This window comes from Klebsiella sp. Q11 (assembly GCF_964241505.1).
Lineage (GTDB): Bacteria > Pseudomonadota > Gammaproteobacteria > Enterobacterales > Enterobacteriaceae > Klebsiella > Klebsiella michiganensis.
The window spans coordinates 89,195-104,372 of sequence record NZ_CAXSXW010000011.1 but is presented as its reverse complement, the minus strand read 5'-3'; the positions used below and the strand labels follow the sequence as shown (position 1 = coordinate 104,372).

The window sequence follows — 15,178 nt, the reverse complement described above, 5'->3', positions numbered from 1 at the left end:
TTCAGGCGCAAGGTTAGCTCAGATGGGCCTGGTTACGCCGTGTGTTTCGATGAAGGCAATAATAGCATTGTGTTTTTTTTTAGTTATATGTATTCTCTTTTATTGGTTTTTAGGTGTTAAAGTTCAATTTACAATAAAGTTAAGGTTATTATCAGTATAAAATACTGCGCATGTGCCTGATGTGCGGATTGTGTGCGACTGAGGATTATTTGTAAGGCTGGTTTATGATCTACAAAATTCAAGGAACGATCCATTTCAGGAGCGATGACGGGCTGATATGGCTCGATGAAGACTCATGCGTCACGCTGACAGCCACCACAAGCCGCCTGCTTAAGTTTCTTTTAGACCACAGGGAGCATGTGGTTTACAGGAACGAGATACTTGAAAAAGTCTGGGATGCGCATGGGCTGCGGACCTCTAGCCATAGCCTCAATAAATATATTTCTGACCTGAGAGCCATCTTCAGGAATATGGGCTGTGTCGAGGAGATTATCGTTACCGTGCCCCGGGTTGGGTTTATGGTGTCCGCGAGCATACTGATTGAGAGGGTGGATAATTCAGCCCCCGTCATACGTAATGAAAACGATGCGGAAGCTATTGCGTTAAGCAGCAGCGGCTGTACACATAAGGGAACACGTAAATTTTCTGCGGGATGGGCAAAAAAGTCTGGCTATGCGCTGCTTGCGCTATTTGTGTTGGTTATCCTTTTCTGGAGCGTGAGTGCCGACCGATATCGCCTGATTTTTGCGGCCGGCCAGGATGAAGGCTATTATCTGGGAAGCATTGATTCTTGCCCGGTCAGAACTTTTAACGCCATACCGAATGAGCAACAGCAAAAGATGATGGTTCTGGTCCGCCAGCTGATCGCAAAGCAGAAAATGGTGTGCTTAGGCAACAGCGTTTTTTACTTTAATATTTCGGAATCTGTATTAAAAGCCAATGAGGGAAGGATTTTTTTGGCCCACTGTATCTACTCAAAAATAAAACCAGGTGCGCTGTATTCATGTGAGAACTACTATAGGCCTGATTATGAAATTCCTGAATAACGTTAAGGTAAAGCGCGTTTATGTTCTGTTGTCAATTTTATTTGCTGTTTTTGTTTGCGGCTGGCTGATAAATCATTTTCATCAGCAAAACGATTTTGATTGTTCCGCAAATTTGCGAATTGAATCGGGCTCATTTGGCTTTGATGCAAACTTTAAAACTTTCTTGCTGATGCGGGGAAATAACAGCGGCTATTTTGACGTTTCCGGAAAAGTGATAGTCGATAACGTCAAGTACAATGTCGAAAGATCGTATCATTTCATCTATGCAAAGAAAGCTAATAACATTTACCACTTAACCCAAACGACCATCTCGAAGCGGAAAGCCGACAATATGATCGAGGGAATGATGCAAAAAGTCTTTTTTAGCCCCGATCCGGACTCGGGACGCTATATTAAGATACAAAAGATGAAAAATGGCTGGATCGTCCGCAGCCTGTACTCACCCTCGTTTATTTGCGTAAACAATTGATATTAATAAGTTATGGGGTTTTTCCTCTGTTACAGCCAGAGGAGTGAGGCGGGTGCAGAACGCGTGCGGGGGGTTACTAAAGAAGACGATCTGGCTGAAATGAGAGAGTAAGAAAGCAAAAAGCCCGCTCGAAAGCAGGCTTCTTAAATTTGGCTCCTCTGACTGGACTCGAACCAGTGACATACGGATTAACAGTCCGCCGTTCTACCGACTGAACTACAGAGGAATCGTGTGAACGGGGCGCATATTAACGATGACCATCCCCCTTGTCAAAGCCTGAATCACCTTAACTTGTTCGTTTGCTGACAATTTCAGCAGAGTGCCTGTTTTTACGGCATTGCGCCGCCGGATGCACCGTTGCGGTGCATTTATACCCCTAATGGGGCATACCGCAATCCGCTTACCGGGCAACAAAATCGCGGTTTGCTATCAGTATCCCTTATTACGCGGCCTGCAGCGGCATTTGCGTCCCTGCAAAAAAGCTGGCAAGCAAATTGCAAAACCTTCTGCATCTAAACGGCCAGTGTTGGTACTGGTGTTCCTTACAGGAGGCAAAATGAACTTAAGACGACTGAAGTATTTTGTGAAAATCGTCGATATCGGCAGTCTGACCCAGGCCGCTGAAGTCTTGCACATCGCACAACCGGCGCTGAGCCAGCAGGTTGCGACCCTGGAAGGCGAGCTGGACCAGCAGCTGTTGATCCGCACCAAGCGCGGCGTGACGCCGACCGAAGCGGGCAAGATCCTTTACACCCACGCCCGGACTATCCTGCGTCAGTGCGAGCAGGCGCAGCTGGCGGTTAACAACGTCGGTCAGACGCTAAGCGGCCAGGTGTCAATTGGGCTGGCTCCGGGCACGGCGGCTTCGGCCATTACCATGCCGCTGCTGCAAACGGTGCGTAACGAGCTGCCGGAAGTTATGGTCTATCTGCAGGAAAGCAGCGGAACGATCCTCAACGATAAGCTTATCGACGGTCAGCTGGATATGGCCGTGCTCTATGAACGTTCCCCGGTCGCCGGGATCGTCAGTCAGCCGCTGCTGAAGGAAGATCTCTACCTGGTCGGAACCCGGGATTGCCCGGGGCAGAGCGTGGATTTGACGGCGGTTGCGGAAATGAATCTGTTCCTGCCGCGTGATTACAGCGCCGTTCGCGCAAGGGTCACCGAAGCCTTCACTCTGCGTCGACTGTCGGCAAAAATTATCGGCGAAATTGAATCCATTACCACCCTGACGGCGGCTATTGCCAGCGGCATGGGCGTCACCGTTCTGCCTGAGTCCGCCGCCCGTTCGCTGTGCAGCGCGGCGAATGGCTGGATGGCGCGCATCAGCACGCCGTCAATGAGCCTGTCGCTGTCGGTCAATATGTCGGCACGCGGCAGTCTGTCGCCGCAGGCGCAGGCGGTTAAGGAAATTTTAATGTCGCTGGTGAGCCGTCCGTCGCTGGAAAACCGTGAATTATTGTTAGTCAGTTAGGCTATATTCCTGAATGGAATAAGTTGCTGGTTTTTATTATTTGTTAGCAGGGACAACAGACTTTAACAATAGTGCATATGTTATGTCTGATAGCCCGGAGGAAAGGGTGAACTTCCAGCAACTCAAAATTATTCGTGAAGCGGCCCGTCAGGATTACAACCTGACGGAAGTCGCCAATATGCTCTATACATCGCAATCGGGCGTCAGCCGTCATATTCGTGAACTGGAAGAAGAGCTGGGGATCGAGATTTTTATCCGCCGCGGCAAACGCCTGCTGGGGATGACGGAGCCGGGCAAAGCGTTGCTGTCGATTGCCGAGCGTATTCTGAATGAAGCCAGCAACGTTCGTCGCCTGGCGGACCTGTTTACCAACGATGCGTCCGGCGTCTTAACCATCGCCACCACCCACACCCAGGCGCGCTATAGCCTGCCGCCGGTGATCAAAGCCTTCCGCGAACTCTTTTCCGACGTACGTCTTGAATTAGTTCAGGGGACGCCGCAGGAAATTGAAGCGCTGCTGCACAACGGCGGCGCGGATATCGGCATCGCCAGCGAGCGCTTGAGCAACGACCCGACGCTGGTGGCTTTCCCCTGGTTCCGCTGGCACCACAGCCTGCTGGTCCCCAAAGATCACCCGCTGACCCAGGTGACGCCGTTAACCCTCGATGCCATCGCCCGCTGGCCGCTTATTACCTATCGCCAGGGGATTACCGGGCGTTCACGTATTGACGAAGCCTTTAACCGTAAAGGGCTGATGCCGGATATCGTATTAAGCGCTCAGGACTCCGACGTTATCAAAACCTACGTCGAGCTGGGGCTGGGCGTGGGGCTGGTGGCGGAACAGTCAGGCGACGCACGGGAATCTGATACCTTTACGCGTCTCGATACCCGCCATCTGTTCGATGCCAATACCGTCTGGCTGGGCCTGAAGCGCGGTCAGCTGCAGCGAAATTACGTCTGGCGCTTTATTGAACTGTGTAACGCAGGGCTGTCGCTGGAGGAAATTAAACGTCAGGCGATGGAGCCGGAAGAGGCCGCAATCGATTATCAGATTTAGCAGGATGATAAATCAGATATGAGAGAGTAAACGAAGCTATAATTTATTCACGATTATCGCCACAAAGGAAGGGAAATTGTGCGGCGTGTGAAACTGCTTTGTTCTCTTATTATGATCCTCACCAGCCAGAGCGCTCTGGCGGTGAGTTACCCGTTGCCGCCGGAAGGAAGCCGCCTGGTGGGCAGCCCGCTGACCATCACCATTCCGCAACACAATACCCAGCCGCTGGAGGCCTTCGCCGCTCAGTACGGTCAGGGCCTGAGCAATATGCTTGAGGCCAACCCCGGCGTCGACGTGTACCTGCCGAAGTCGGGCTCCACGCTGGTGGTCCCGCAGCAGCTTATCCTGCCCGCCACGGTCCGCAACGGGATCGTGATCAACGTGGCTGAAATGCGTCTCTACTACTATCCGCCCGATGGCACAACGGTTGACGTTCTGCCGATTGGCATTGGCCAGGCAGGACGCGAAACCCCGCGTAACTGGGTTACCGCCGTGGAGCGTAAGCAGGAGGCGCCGACCTGGACGCCCACCGCCAATACCCGTCGTGAATACGCCAGCCGTGGCGAAAGCCTGCCCGCGTTTGTGCCCGCAGGGCCGGATAATCCCATGGGCCTGTACGCGATTTACATCGGCAGGCTCTACGCGATCCACGGCACCAACGCCAATTTCGGCATTGGCCTGCGCGTGAGCCAGGGCTGCATCCGCCTGCGTAACGACGACATCAAATACCTGTTTGATACCGTTCCGGTCGGGACGCGCGTGCAAATCATCGACCAGCCGGTGAAGTATACCGCCGAGCCGGACGGCAGCCGCTGGGTTGAAGTTCACGAACCGTTGTCGCGTAATCGCGCGGAGTATGAATCTGACCGGAAGGTGCCGCTCCCCATCACGCCGGCGATTCAGGCCTTTGTGAAGGGCGAGGGGGTGGATGTGAATCACGCGGAGCAGGCGCTTGAACGCCGTTCAGGGATGCCGGTGGAAATTGGTCGTGCAGCACTGCACGCCGGTAGCGGTTTTTAACCCTTTCCCTCACGCCAGGCGATTTCTTCCATCAGGATAACGCGCCCGCGGTTGCCGGGCGCTCTCGGTTGTCGTGGCGATTCACGTTCAGGGTTTAGCTTCATCGCATTGAGCTGATGCTTTAGCTAAAGGGATGTTTTTTAAAGGCGCTATGGGTTTCAAATAATTCGGCAACGGACCGGATATGATTAAAGTCTCCCGCATGAACCACGTGAGGGATCGTTGACTGAATAAAGGTCCAGATAACCGTACTTGTTACGGCCACCTGATCGGGAACCGCGGCCGCCGGACGCTCCTCCAGTAGCCTGTTCCACTCCCTGCAGGCTGCCAGCAGCTGAGTCGTGATGCGCGCTATCCACGGATTATGCTGCTTTTCCGCCGGGCGCAGATTGTGTTCATAGACATTTTGTACCGCCTTTTCACCCGCGGCGAGAATAAAGCCCAGCGTTTGCAGATCGCTTGCCAGCGCCTCCGGCGCGACCGGCAGCAGCTTGCGCCCCGGGGCTGCCTGGGTTTCAAAATAAGAGAGTATCAGCGACGAATCCATCAGGCGAATTCCGTTATCCAGCACCAGCGTCGGCGCTTTGACCGCAGGGTTTATCCTGGAAAAGGCGTCAAAGCTGCTGAATACGGACAGCGGGTGACTTGCAAACTCGACGCCGTAGAGTTCAAGGGAAATCGCCACGCGCCTTACATAAGGCGAATCCATCATGCCAATAAGCTTCATCATGATTCCTGTTTTCCTGTGCTGGTGAAATAGGCTGGGGTTAATGCTTCATTGCCGGCGGTGAAGAAACAGTACAGTAAATTCGTCATGGCGAATATCTTCAGTATCTTACGGGTTGGGTTAGTATTACTGACAGATTGTGGGTCACGTTTTACGCGTCAGGTTGTGGGAGCGGTAACATGGCGGATTTTCCCCCTATTGCGAGTTTACGTAGTTTTGAAGCCGTGGCGCGTCTTGGCAGCGTGACGCTGGCGGCGAAAGAGCTACACGTTACGCATTCAGCCATCAGCCAGCAGATTAAAGTGCTGGAGGAGATGGTCGGCCTCAAGCTGTTTATCCGTCACGGCCGCGGCGTGCAGATTAATGAAGAAGGGCGGCTCTATGCCTTACAGGTCCGCGAGGCTTTGCACCATATTGCTGATGCCACCCGGCTGGTGCAGATCAACCCCCGTAGGCAGGAGCTGACCCTGGCGATGGTGCCCTCGTTCGGCTGCCACTGGTTGTTGCCTCGCCTGGAACGGTTTCGGGAGAAATACCCCCATATCTCGCTGCGAATACAGGCGAGCCTGGCGATAACCAGCATGCAGCAGGAAGGGGCGGATTTGGCTATACGCATGGGAAAAGGCGACTGGGAAGGAACGGAGAGCCATTACCTTTTCTCCGATCAGCTTATCGTTGTGGCCGCGCCAACCTATAACGGCGGCGTGCTCCCCCGTACGCCGTCAGAGATAGCGAAGAGCAACATTATCTTTTCCATGGAGTCGTGGAAAGCATGGTGTATCAACGCGGGGCTTGAAAGAGAGATTGTGCCAGGCGGTCTGTGCATCAACGACTCAAACCTGGTGCTGGAGGCCGTCCGGCTCGGTAAAGGTATCGCGCTGGAACGCCGCTCTTTAGTCCAGGATGCGCTCTCCAGAGGTGAGCTGGTACAGCTTACGTCTTTCACCGCCCCTTATCCGTGGCCTTACTGGCTGGTTTCATCGCAGGGCGCAGAGCAGAAAAACGAAGCCATTCTATTTAAGGCCTGGCTTGATGGGGAGGTTACCGCGTGGCGCCAGCAAACTGGCGCGGTGGAGGAGAAATGTGCGCGAGACGGTAAACCTTAGCTCCCACCGGAAAGGCGGGAGAATTTATAGCAGGATATTACTTATCGATTAAATGAAAATCACCCTGGGTATATCTTAATCCGTGAATATTGTCAGGGGTAAAGATGCGATCGATGAGTTTAATATCCACATCGGAAATAGCCAGGCTGGCCGCGCCGGCATTATCCTGCAAATGCGCGATTTGGCGCGCGCCGGGAATGGGGACAATATCATCGCCTTTACTCATCACCCACGCGAGAGCGAGCTGGGCCAGGGTACAGCGATATTTATCGGCCACATCCCGCAGCTGGCTGAGTAGCTGCTGGTTTTTCCGCATGGCATCGTGCTGGAAGCGAGGAAGATTGCGCCGAAAATCATCCTCGGCGAAGCCGGACCGATCGGTGATTTTGCCGGTTAAGAATCCACGACCCAGCGGGCTATAGGGCACAAATCCTACCCCTAATTCGCGGCAAGTTTTAAGAATGTTTTCTTCCGGCTCGCGGGTCCAGAGAGAATATTCAGTCTGAACGGCGGCGATCGGATGAACTTCACAGGCCCGGCGTAAAGTATTGGCAGAGACCTCGGAAAGTCCGATATGGAGAATTTTCCCTTCCTTGACCAGATCTGCCATTGTTCCCACCACGTCTTCAACGGGGACGGTGGGATCAACGCGGTGCTGATAAAGGAGATCAATAGTCTCGACGTTGAGACGTTTTAGGGAGCCTTCTACCGCCTCGCGGATATGTTCAGGGCGACTGTCAACGCCGGCCATACGCTCAAGCCCCTGACCGCCAGGAAGAATGCGGAAACCAAATTTGGTCGCAATCTGTACCTTGTCGCGAACGCCTTGAATTGCTTTTCCGATCAGCACTTCATTCTCAAATGGGCCATAAACTTCTGCGGTATCAAGGAAGGTGACACCCAAATCAACCGCAGCGTGAATGGTGTTAATTGCCTGCGACTCTTCGGCTCCGCCATAGGCAAAACTCATTCCCATACAACCCAGACCTAATGCCGACACCTGAAATTTTTTCTTTCCCAGATAACGTGTTTCCATTTTATTTTCCTCACTCGTACAATGTGCAGAAATATATACTTCCCTTTTCCACTCACAACAATTAATCTCTTTCTAATGCAGTATTTTACGGATGTTAACAATGAAAAATATTCCCGAATTGCAACATGTAGAAATGCTTATTCTTATTGTGAAGCATGGAAGTTTTCGTCAGGCAGCAAAAGAGTTGAATATTTCTCCACCAACGTTAACTATTGCCATAAATAATCTGGAAGAGAAACTGGGCGCGAGGCTTTTAAATCGTTCTACGCGCAGTCTTTCTCTGACCGCTATCGGCCAGGAGTTTCTGAATGACGTTACTCCTGTGCTCAATGACTACAGGCGGGTGATTGATAACCTTAATGAGCACAGAGCAAAGCCGGAAGGGGTGGTGAGACTCAATTTGCCACGCATTGTGCTGGATCTCTTCTTTCAACGTTACTTCGCACCGTTCAAAAATGAGTATCCGGATATTAAACTTGAGTTATTCACCACGGACAGAAAAGTCAATATTATAGATTCAGGTTTTGATGCGGGTATACGCTATACGCAAGATGTGCCTAAAGATATGATTGCCATACCCTTTGGAGAGCCGCTATCTCTTATTCCAGTGGCGAGTGCGGATTTTATAAAAAAATGCGGCGCACCCTCTTCACCAAAAGATCTCGTTAATTTCAGATGCATTAATCGTTGCTTTCCAGGTGGGGATCTGTACCGCTGGGAGTTTATTAGCGCTACGGGCGTTATAACGGAAGTGGCTGTGAAGGGCGATCTGGTGATGGATTCCGATGCGGCGATGATACAGGCTGCGGAATCCGGATTAGGTATTGCCTTTGTATATGAGAATCTGGTTCAGGATAAAATTAAAGAAGGCGGGCTTGTCCGCTTACTGTCTGATTATCGTTATCCTGCCGATCATTTTAATATTTACTATCCGAGCCGCAAACATATCCCGGTCCCCCTGAGAACATTTATAACATGGGTGATGTCGATGAATAAAAATATCCTGCAGCAATAGCATGTGAAACGGCGGGTGAAAATAGACGGGATGAAAAACTGATTTTATCACGCTCTTTTGTATCGTCTGTACGCCTGACGCTTCTGCGGCTTTATCGTCCGGTCGCCATCCCGCGCCGTTAACGCTGTCCGCTTCCGTGATACCGGGGCAGTGCGAGCGCTAATACCGCTAAACCCGTTGTAGCCCCGATCCTCCCGGTAGCCGCCGGGGTTGGTATCGCTGACGAAAATGGCGGCGATATACCTGGCGTTTTTGAACCTCAGTTTGGCCGGCACCCGCTTTGTCATTCAGTATATGACGAATTGCCATAACGATGAGATCTTCGTCCCTGGCTTTGTCTTCAGGGTTGCGGGCAGAAACAAAAGGAACGCCCCAAGCTTTCACCTCAAAAATCATGAATAGTGTTTTAGTCTCCTCAATTTTCAGCCGTTTTTTGATGAGCTCACAACAAAAATGAAAGCCCCGCGCTGGCGATGTACTACCTGAAGAGTGAAGTTTATCGACGCGGTATAGCTCAAAGTATGATGCTGTCTGACCGGCATCCTGTCGACATCATAGGTGGGCTGAAAAACGGGGCACTTTACTGTCAGCGCTTTTGCGACAGGCAGGTCCTGGTGTCCTCCATGCTGGCTAGTACGCTTACCCACCGCTGGCCCAACAGCTAAAGATTGATTGCTGAAGCGTTCGACTTCGAGCCTGGAAAAATCTGGCCTTCACGCTGCCGCTGATGCTCCTCCGAAGCAGCTCCGATCCGGAAGCCGCCTCGCATTCCGTTTACCTGAACCGCCATAATCCTTTAAACCGCAAAAACAGTTTTCTATTATCAGCCTTCTTAGTTACGCGTTTCGTTCCCACCTGTACTGTCCTCCGATGGATAACGGCTTTCTTCACGCTTTATTACGAAAAGGAAATCACCATGAATCTGATGAATAATTGTGCACCGCCTGCCGTAGATGTTATATTAAAATATAATATTCGGAGGTGCTCTATGTATACCACTCGCCTGAAAAAGGTCGGCGGATCCATCATGTTGGCGGTTCCTCCCGCCGTGCTCAAAACGCTGGAGTTGTCGACGGACAGCGAAGTCGGCATGACCATTAATAATGGCTGCCTGATTATTGAACCCCAGAAACGGCCTCATTATTCTCTTGAGGAACTGCTGGCGCAGTGCGATCCGCACGCCGAAATGAGCGAAGAGGATCGGGAATGGATTGATGCTCCTGCGGTGGGCAAGGAGATCCTGTAGATGGACAGAGGGGAAATCTGGCTCGTTTCACTGGATCCGATTGCAGGCCACGAGCAAAGCGGAAAACGTCCGGTGCTTATCGTATCGAAGGCATCGTTTAACAAGCTGACCCGGTTACCCGTTGTTGTTCCCATCACCAGCGGTGGAAATTTTGCTCGCACGGCTGGTTTCACCGTTTCACTGGAAGGGGCAGGGATAAAAACGTTGGGCGTTATTCGCTGCGACCAGCCCAGAACCATTGATATAGCTGCCCGGAACGGCAAGCGGCTGGAACGCATACCAGACGCGGTGGTAAATGAAGTGCTTGCCAGGCTGGATGCAATTTTACGTTAACGCAGGACGCAGAAAAGCAACAGGACGCAGAAAAGCAAAAAGCCTGCTTTAAAAGCAGGCTTCTCAAATATGGCTCCTCTGACTGGACTCGAACCAGTGACATACGGATTAACAGTCCGCCGTTCTACCGACTGAACTACAGAGGAATCGTTGTGGAGTCGTATCTTAGCGGCGAAAAAACTTTTGTCAAACATCTATTCGCCGTCCGAGGCTCAACTGGCGCATCCATCAACAAATTGTCGCCATTATCGACAATTTATCGGGAAAAATGCTTTGCAGGATTAGCTTTTCTCTATCATCATTTGAAATGTAGTTTCAACTTTTCTCACTAAGGTCTCCCTTGAACGTCACCGCCGCATTACGCCAGTCCGTCGAACGCACGTCCTGGTTTAAAAAACGCAAGAGCTATCGCGTCCTCTACTGGCGTGAAATCAGCCCGCTTGCGGTCCCCATTTTGCTGGAAAACGCCTGCGTATTGCTGATGGGCGTGTTGAGTACTTTTTTGGTCAGCTGGCTCGGTAAAGAGGCCATGGCGGGAGTAGGCCTGGCCGACAGCTTCAATATGGTGATCATGTCCTTTTTTGCCGCCATCGACCTCGGTACGACCGTGGTGGTGGCATTTAGCCTGGGCAAACGGGACCGGCGGCGGGCAAGGGCGGCAGCGCGCCAGTCGCTGGCGATAATGACCCTGTTCTCGATTATTCTCGCGGCGGTCATCCATGCCTTCGGCGCGGAAATCATTAATTTTGTCGCCGGGGATGCGACAGAAGAGGTAAAAGCTCTGGCGCTGACCTATCTGGAGCTGACGGTGCTGAGCTATCCGGCGGCGGCAATTGCCCTGATCGGCAGCGGCGCGCTGCGCGGCGCCGGGACCACCAAAATTCCGCTGCTGATCAACGGCGGGATGAATATCCTCAATATTATTATCAGCAGCATCCTGATTTACGGCATTTTCTCGTGGCCCGGCATGGGGTTTGTCGGGGCGGGGCTGGGATTAACGATTGCCCGCTACATTGGCGCGGTTGCCACCATTTGGGTGCTAATGATCGGTTTTAACCCGGCGCTGCGCATTTCGCTGAAGAGCTATTTTAAGCCGTTTAACTTCGCCATTATCTGGGAAGTGATGGGCATCGGGATCCCCGCCAGCATTGAATCGGTTTTGTTCAACGGCGGTAAGCTGCTGACGCAGATGTTTGTTGCCGGGATGGGGACCAACGTGATTGCCGGTAACTTTATCGCTTTCTCCGTGGCCGCGCTGATCAACCTGCCGGGGAACGCGCTCGGTTCAGCATCGACTATTATCACCGGCCGACGCCTCGGAAAAGGGCAGATCGCTCAGGCGGAGCGTCAGGCGTGGCACGTCTTCTGGCTGTCGACCATCATTTTGACGGCGATCGCCTGGGGAACCGCGCCGCTTGCCGGCCTGATCGCCTCGTTCTATACCAGCGAAGAGGACGTCAAAGTGGTGGTGAAAGAGCTGCTGTGGCTGAACGCCTTCTTTATGCCGATCTGGGCGATGGCCTGGACGCTGCCGTGCGCCTTTAAAGGCGCGCGCGACGTGCGTTACACCATGTGGGTCTCAATGCTCGGCATGTGGGGCTGTCGCGTGGTGGCGGGCTACACGCTGGGGATTGTGCTGGGCATGGGGGTGATCGGCGTCTGGCTGGGTATGGTGCTTGACTGGGCGGTGCGCGGCGTTTTGTTTTACTGCCGGATGGTCAGCGGGCGCTGGCTGTGGAAGTATCCGCGAACGAAAGCGCAGGCCGACGAGACCCGCGCGCAGGTTGAAGAAACGTAACACGCGGTGGGCGAAACGGGACTTTTCGCCCAAAGTGGAGAATTATTCGGCAAACGGTTTGAAATGTGAAAACAGCCTTTGACAAGGTGAGGCGCCATCGATAATATGCGCCTCGTTCAAACGATTCCTCTGTAGTTCAGTCGGTAGAACGGCGGACTGTTAATCCGTATGTCACTGGTTCGAGTCCAGTCAGAGGAGCCATATTTAAGAAGCCCGCTTAAGGAAACTTAAGCGGGCTTTTTGCTTTCCTATTCCATAGCCACGATGGTGGCAACGCCGGGGCACAAGAACATTCCCGGCGCACCGTCAGGGTCTTAAAACCAGGATACAATAAGGGAAATTAGCCCGATCGCGGCAGTCCAGAAAAAAAGAGTTGCTAATAAAATAAACAGGCGGATATTCCCTATGGTTAATTTCATAAAGCTGTCGTCCATACTTTTACGAAAATAGTACATTGCCGATCGCGATAGATAAGCATATCCATGGTTGCCTACTGTCGACATGCGCAATTTCATCTCTGGTAATTTAGTAACAAGGTATTTGTTGCAAACAACCTGTCGCTATTAAAGGATGATTCCAGAGTAGAGTAGCGCCCATAGGTAACTCTTTGATTATTTTGATCTCTCCCTGGCGCTGGCTATTTTGTACCGCTTTTTTGTTCCGTGTGAATTTATCTAATTAATTTAAGAGGTTACAAGACTCAATTCAAGTGTAAATCAGGCCCCGGCTGGGCGTTTTATGACCACAGGGAAAATGATACTGATATGTTAATAAAATGTTTATTTGTTGATTTTCGTAGTGGGAATAATATTGCGCGGATATACACGTATGGATGTGTTCTGAGAATTTTTACCCCTAACAAAAATAAACGCTTTATTTTATAACGCTCAGTCCGGATGGTGGCCGCGTAAATATTTCACGCGATCCGGACTGAGTGTATTCTGCTCGTATGATATCAGCGCTTAGCGGAACGGCGGTTCGTTGAAGGTTCTCAGCTTGCGCGAATGCATGTGGTCGCCTTCGGCGCGCAGCAGGTCAATCGCCCGAATACCAATCTGCAAATGTTCGGAAATGGCCCCTTCATAGAATCGGTTAGCCTGTCCCGGCAGCTTAATCTCGCCGTGCAGCGGTTTATCGGAGACGCACAGCAGGGTGCCGTAAGGAACGCGGAAGCGATAGCCCTGGGCGGCAATGGTTGCGCTTTCCATATCGATAGCCACCGCGCGGCTGAGGTTAAAGCGCAGCGCTGAGGCCGAGTAGCGCAGCTCCCAGTTGCGATCGTCGGTAGTGACCACCGTTCCGGTACGCAGCCGCTGTTTTACCTCTTCGCCCGGCATGCCGCTGACCTGCTTCGTGGCGTCGTAGAGCGCGCGCTGAACTTCGGCGATGCTCGGAATTGGGATATCCGGCGGCAGTACCGCATCCAGCACGTGGTCGTCGCGCAGATAGGCATGGGCCAGCACGTAGTCGCCGATATTCTGGCTTTCACGCAGGCCGCCGCAGTGGCCAATCATCAGCCAGACGTCCGGACGCAGCACCGCCAGATGGTCGCAGATATTTTTGGCATTTGCCGGGCCGACGCCAATATTAATCAGCGTGATCCCCTGTCCGTCTTTGGTTATCAGGTGCCAGGCGGGCATCTGATGCTTTTTCCACGCCAGATCGGAAATCGCTTCCTCCGGCGCCTCCGTGTCCGCCGTTATCCAGATCCCGCCCGCGCAGGAGAGGGCGATATAGGGACTCTCGGGATCGAGAATTTGGCTACAGCCCCAGCGCACGAACTCATCGACGTAGCGGGTGTAGTTGGTAAACAGCATATACGGCTGGAAATGGTCAACCGGCGTGCCGGTATAGTGGCGCAGGCGCGCCAGCGAGAAATCGACGCGGCGGGCGTCGAAGTGGGAAAGTGGATAGTATTCCGTCGAATGAAACAGGCCATCGGCGGTTTCATCGCCAATTTGCGACAGCTCGGTGGTGGGGAAAAAACGCGTCAGGCCGGCGCTCATTGAGCGATCGAGCGTGAGTTCAGAGCCATCAATAACGTACGGATAGGGGATCTCATGCTGCGACAGCCCGACGGTAATCGCGGCATCGTAATCCTGATACAGCATGGTGAGCTGCTCCAGCAGATAGGCGCGAAACAGTTTAGGGTTGGTGATGGTGGTGGTATAGCAACCGCTATGGGTGAAGCGACCCCAGGCCCGGGTTTTTAACGCTTTATGTTCCGCTCCGTCCCACGATACCGACAGCTGCGGGTAAACGAACAGTCCTTCCGCACGGGCGCTATTCTCGGGGAGGATATTATGGTGAATATAATCGCCGAGGGCTTTACGCAGCGCATTGACCGATTTTTCATAGAGCGCTTCGAGCTGCGTAAGCGCCTGTTCTGGGGTCAGCCTGGCGGCTTTCTGATTCATGACGTACTCCTTGTTTCTGCTCTGCTGACGTTTTGCTTAGTATGTCACAGACTGAAAAAGGCGCAGGACAATTTAACCCGCTTAGTTGAGAAAGTACTGAGATTAGAACCAGTTGATGCTGGGGGATGTCGATTAATGCGCGGTGATATTCGCGATGGCGCCCCAGCGTTCAGCGCTGAAATGCGTGGCGTTGAGCACTTTTAGGGTGATCGACTTATTGTCGTTAATGCAGTACAGCGCGTTAGCCAACGGCGTCAGCTTATCGCCCTCCTGTAAACGTCGGCCACAGGAAGTGAGTTCCGCAATGATGGTTAGCTGGCCGCTTTGCAGAACCGCGTGGGTATGTGTAGACGTCGAGGCCTCGCGTAGTTTCTTAATCCACCATTCCATTTGTTTATTCCTGACCTGTTACACTCCGGCGATAATTCATGTTT

At 52.4% G+C, this 15,178-nt stretch carries 15 protein-coding genes, 3 tRNA genes and 1 pseudogene; 12 read left to right on the top strand and 7 right to left on the bottom strand.

From position 1 onward, the window contains the following. The first annotated feature begins 224 nt into the window (after window positions 1-224). Together ACESQ2_RS18720 and ACESQ2_RS18715 are read left to right on the top strand one after the other, a co-directional pair. A complete protein-coding gene (locus ACESQ2_RS18720) occupies window positions 225-1,046 on the top strand; it encodes a winged helix-turn-helix domain-containing protein (RefSeq protein ID WP_025106066.1) in 822 nt (273 codons plus the stop codon). After that, window positions 1,030-1,515: a hypothetical protein gene (locus ACESQ2_RS18715; protein WP_046877335.1), complete on the top strand. Its 486-nt coding sequence runs from the start codon at window positions 1,030-1,032 to the stop codon at window positions 1,513-1,515. The genes ACESQ2_RS18720 and ACESQ2_RS18715 overlap by 17 nt, the downstream gene beginning before the upstream one ends. Window positions 1,516-1,665: 150 nt before the next feature. Here the strand turns inward: ACESQ2_RS18715 and ACESQ2_RS18710 are convergent. After that, a tRNA-Asn gene (locus tag ACESQ2_RS18710) sits at window positions 1,666-1,741 on the bottom strand. Between the two features lie 330 nt (window positions 1,742-2,071). Here ACESQ2_RS18710 and nac point away from each other — a divergent pair. The 3 genes from nac to ldtA all read left to right on the top strand — a co-directional run bounded on the left by nac (window position 2,072) and on the right by ldtA (window position 5,066). Beyond that, a complete protein-coding gene (nac, locus tag ACESQ2_RS18705) occupies window positions 2,072-2,989 on the top strand; it encodes a nitrogen assimilation transcriptional regulator NAC (RefSeq protein ID WP_004852321.1) in 918 nt (305 codons plus the stop codon). Window positions 2,990-3,095: 106 nt separating this feature from the next. Next, window positions 3,096-4,046 (top strand): HTH-type transcriptional regulator Cbl, encoded by a 951-nt coding sequence (gene cbl, locus ACESQ2_RS18700; protein ID WP_014229985.1) that lies wholly within the window; start codon window positions 3,096-3,098, stop codon window positions 4,044-4,046. A gap of 78 nt (window positions 4,047-4,124) precedes the next feature. Next, on the top strand, window positions 4,125-5,066 hold the full coding sequence (gene ldtA, locus ACESQ2_RS18695; RefSeq protein WP_009653331.1) for a L,D-transpeptidase: 942 nt from the start codon (window positions 4,125-4,127) through the stop codon (window positions 5,064-5,066). Between the two features lie 121 nt (window positions 5,067-5,187). Here ldtA and ACESQ2_RS18690 read toward each other — a convergent pair whose 3' ends face one another. Beyond that, window positions 5,188-5,793, bottom strand: a complete 606-nt coding sequence (locus ACESQ2_RS18690) for a glutathione S-transferase family protein (RefSeq protein WP_373171112.1) — start codon at window positions 5,791-5,793, stop codon at window positions 5,188-5,190. 179 nt (window positions 5,794-5,972) lie between these two features. On the opposite strand from ACESQ2_RS18690, the gene ACESQ2_RS18685 reads away from it, so the two are divergent. Further along, window positions 5,973-6,899, top strand: a complete 927-nt coding sequence (locus ACESQ2_RS18685) for a LysR substrate-binding domain-containing protein (protein WP_049084131.1) — start codon at window positions 5,973-5,975, stop codon at window positions 6,897-6,899. Between the two features lie 37 nt (window positions 6,900-6,936). On the opposite strand, the gene ACESQ2_RS18680 is transcribed toward ACESQ2_RS18685, so the two are convergent. After that, the gene (locus ACESQ2_RS18680; RefSeq protein WP_049084133.1) at window positions 6,937-7,935 is read right to left on the bottom strand and encodes an aldo/keto reductase; all 999 of its coding nucleotides are present in this window, start codon (window positions 7,933-7,935) and stop codon (window positions 6,937-6,939) included. Between the two features lie 100 nt (window positions 7,936-8,035). Between ACESQ2_RS18680 and ACESQ2_RS18675 the strand changes: the two genes are divergently transcribed. Beyond that, window positions 8,036-8,950: a LysR family transcriptional regulator gene (locus ACESQ2_RS18675; RefSeq protein ID WP_049084134.1), complete on the top strand. Its 915-nt coding sequence runs from the start codon at window positions 8,036-8,038 to the stop codon at window positions 8,948-8,950. A gap of 161 nt (window positions 8,951-9,111) precedes the next feature. On the opposite strand, the pseudogene ACESQ2_RS18670 reads toward ACESQ2_RS18675, so the two are convergent. Then, window positions 9,112-9,228: pseudogene (locus tag ACESQ2_RS18670) on the bottom strand (molybdopterin-binding protein); the annotation flags it as partial. A gap of 710 nt (window positions 9,229-9,938) precedes the next feature. Between ACESQ2_RS18670 and ACESQ2_RS18665 the strand changes: the two are divergent. Next, a complete protein-coding gene (locus ACESQ2_RS18665; protein ID WP_004852307.1) occupies window positions 9,939-10,196 on the top strand; it encodes an antitoxin in 258 nt (85 codons plus the stop codon). After that, window positions 10,197-10,529 (top strand): type II toxin-antitoxin system PemK/MazF family toxin, encoded by a 333-nt coding sequence (locus tag ACESQ2_RS18660; protein WP_046878085.1) that lies wholly within the window; start codon window positions 10,197-10,199, stop codon window positions 10,527-10,529. It abuts the gene before it with no gap. Between the two features lie 70 nt (window positions 10,530-10,599). Here the strand turns inward: ACESQ2_RS18660 and ACESQ2_RS18655 are convergent. Beyond that, a tRNA-Asn gene (locus ACESQ2_RS18655) sits at window positions 10,600-10,675 on the bottom strand. A 6-nt stretch (window positions 10,676-10,681) separates the two neighbouring features. On the opposite strand from ACESQ2_RS18655, the gene ACESQ2_RS18650 reads away from it, so the two are divergent. The 3 genes from ACESQ2_RS18650 (at window position 10,682) to ACESQ2_RS18640 (ending at window position 12,528) form a co-directional block, all read left to right on the top strand. After that, window positions 10,682-10,861 carry a DUF5951 family protein gene (locus ACESQ2_RS18650; protein ID WP_219538927.1) on the top strand — a complete coding sequence of 60 codons (180 nt, stop codon included), beginning with the start codon at window positions 10,682-10,684 and terminating at the stop codon, window positions 10,859-10,861. A gap of 8 nt (window positions 10,862-10,869) precedes the next feature. Continuing rightward, window positions 10,870-12,327, top strand: coding sequence for an EmmdR/YeeO family multidrug/toxin efflux MATE transporter (locus ACESQ2_RS18645; protein ID WP_014229916.1), 1,458 nt, complete (start codon window positions 10,870-10,872; stop codon window positions 12,325-12,327). 125 nt (window positions 12,328-12,452) lie between these two features. Then, window positions 12,453-12,528: transfer RNA gene (locus tag ACESQ2_RS18640), tRNA-Asn, on the top strand. Window positions 12,529-13,289: 761 nt separating this feature from the next. Here the strand turns inward: ACESQ2_RS18640 and ACESQ2_RS18635 are convergent. Continuing rightward, a complete protein-coding gene (locus ACESQ2_RS18635; protein WP_014229909.1) occupies window positions 13,290-14,744 on the bottom strand; it encodes an AMP nucleosidase in 1,455 nt (484 codons plus the stop codon). Window positions 14,745-14,876: 132 nt separating this feature from the next. Continuing rightward, window positions 14,877-15,134, bottom strand: a complete 258-nt coding sequence (locus ACESQ2_RS18630; protein ID WP_014229908.1) for a histidine kinase — start codon at window positions 15,132-15,134, stop codon at window positions 14,877-14,879. Between the last annotated feature and the right edge of the window lie 44 nt (window positions 15,135-15,178).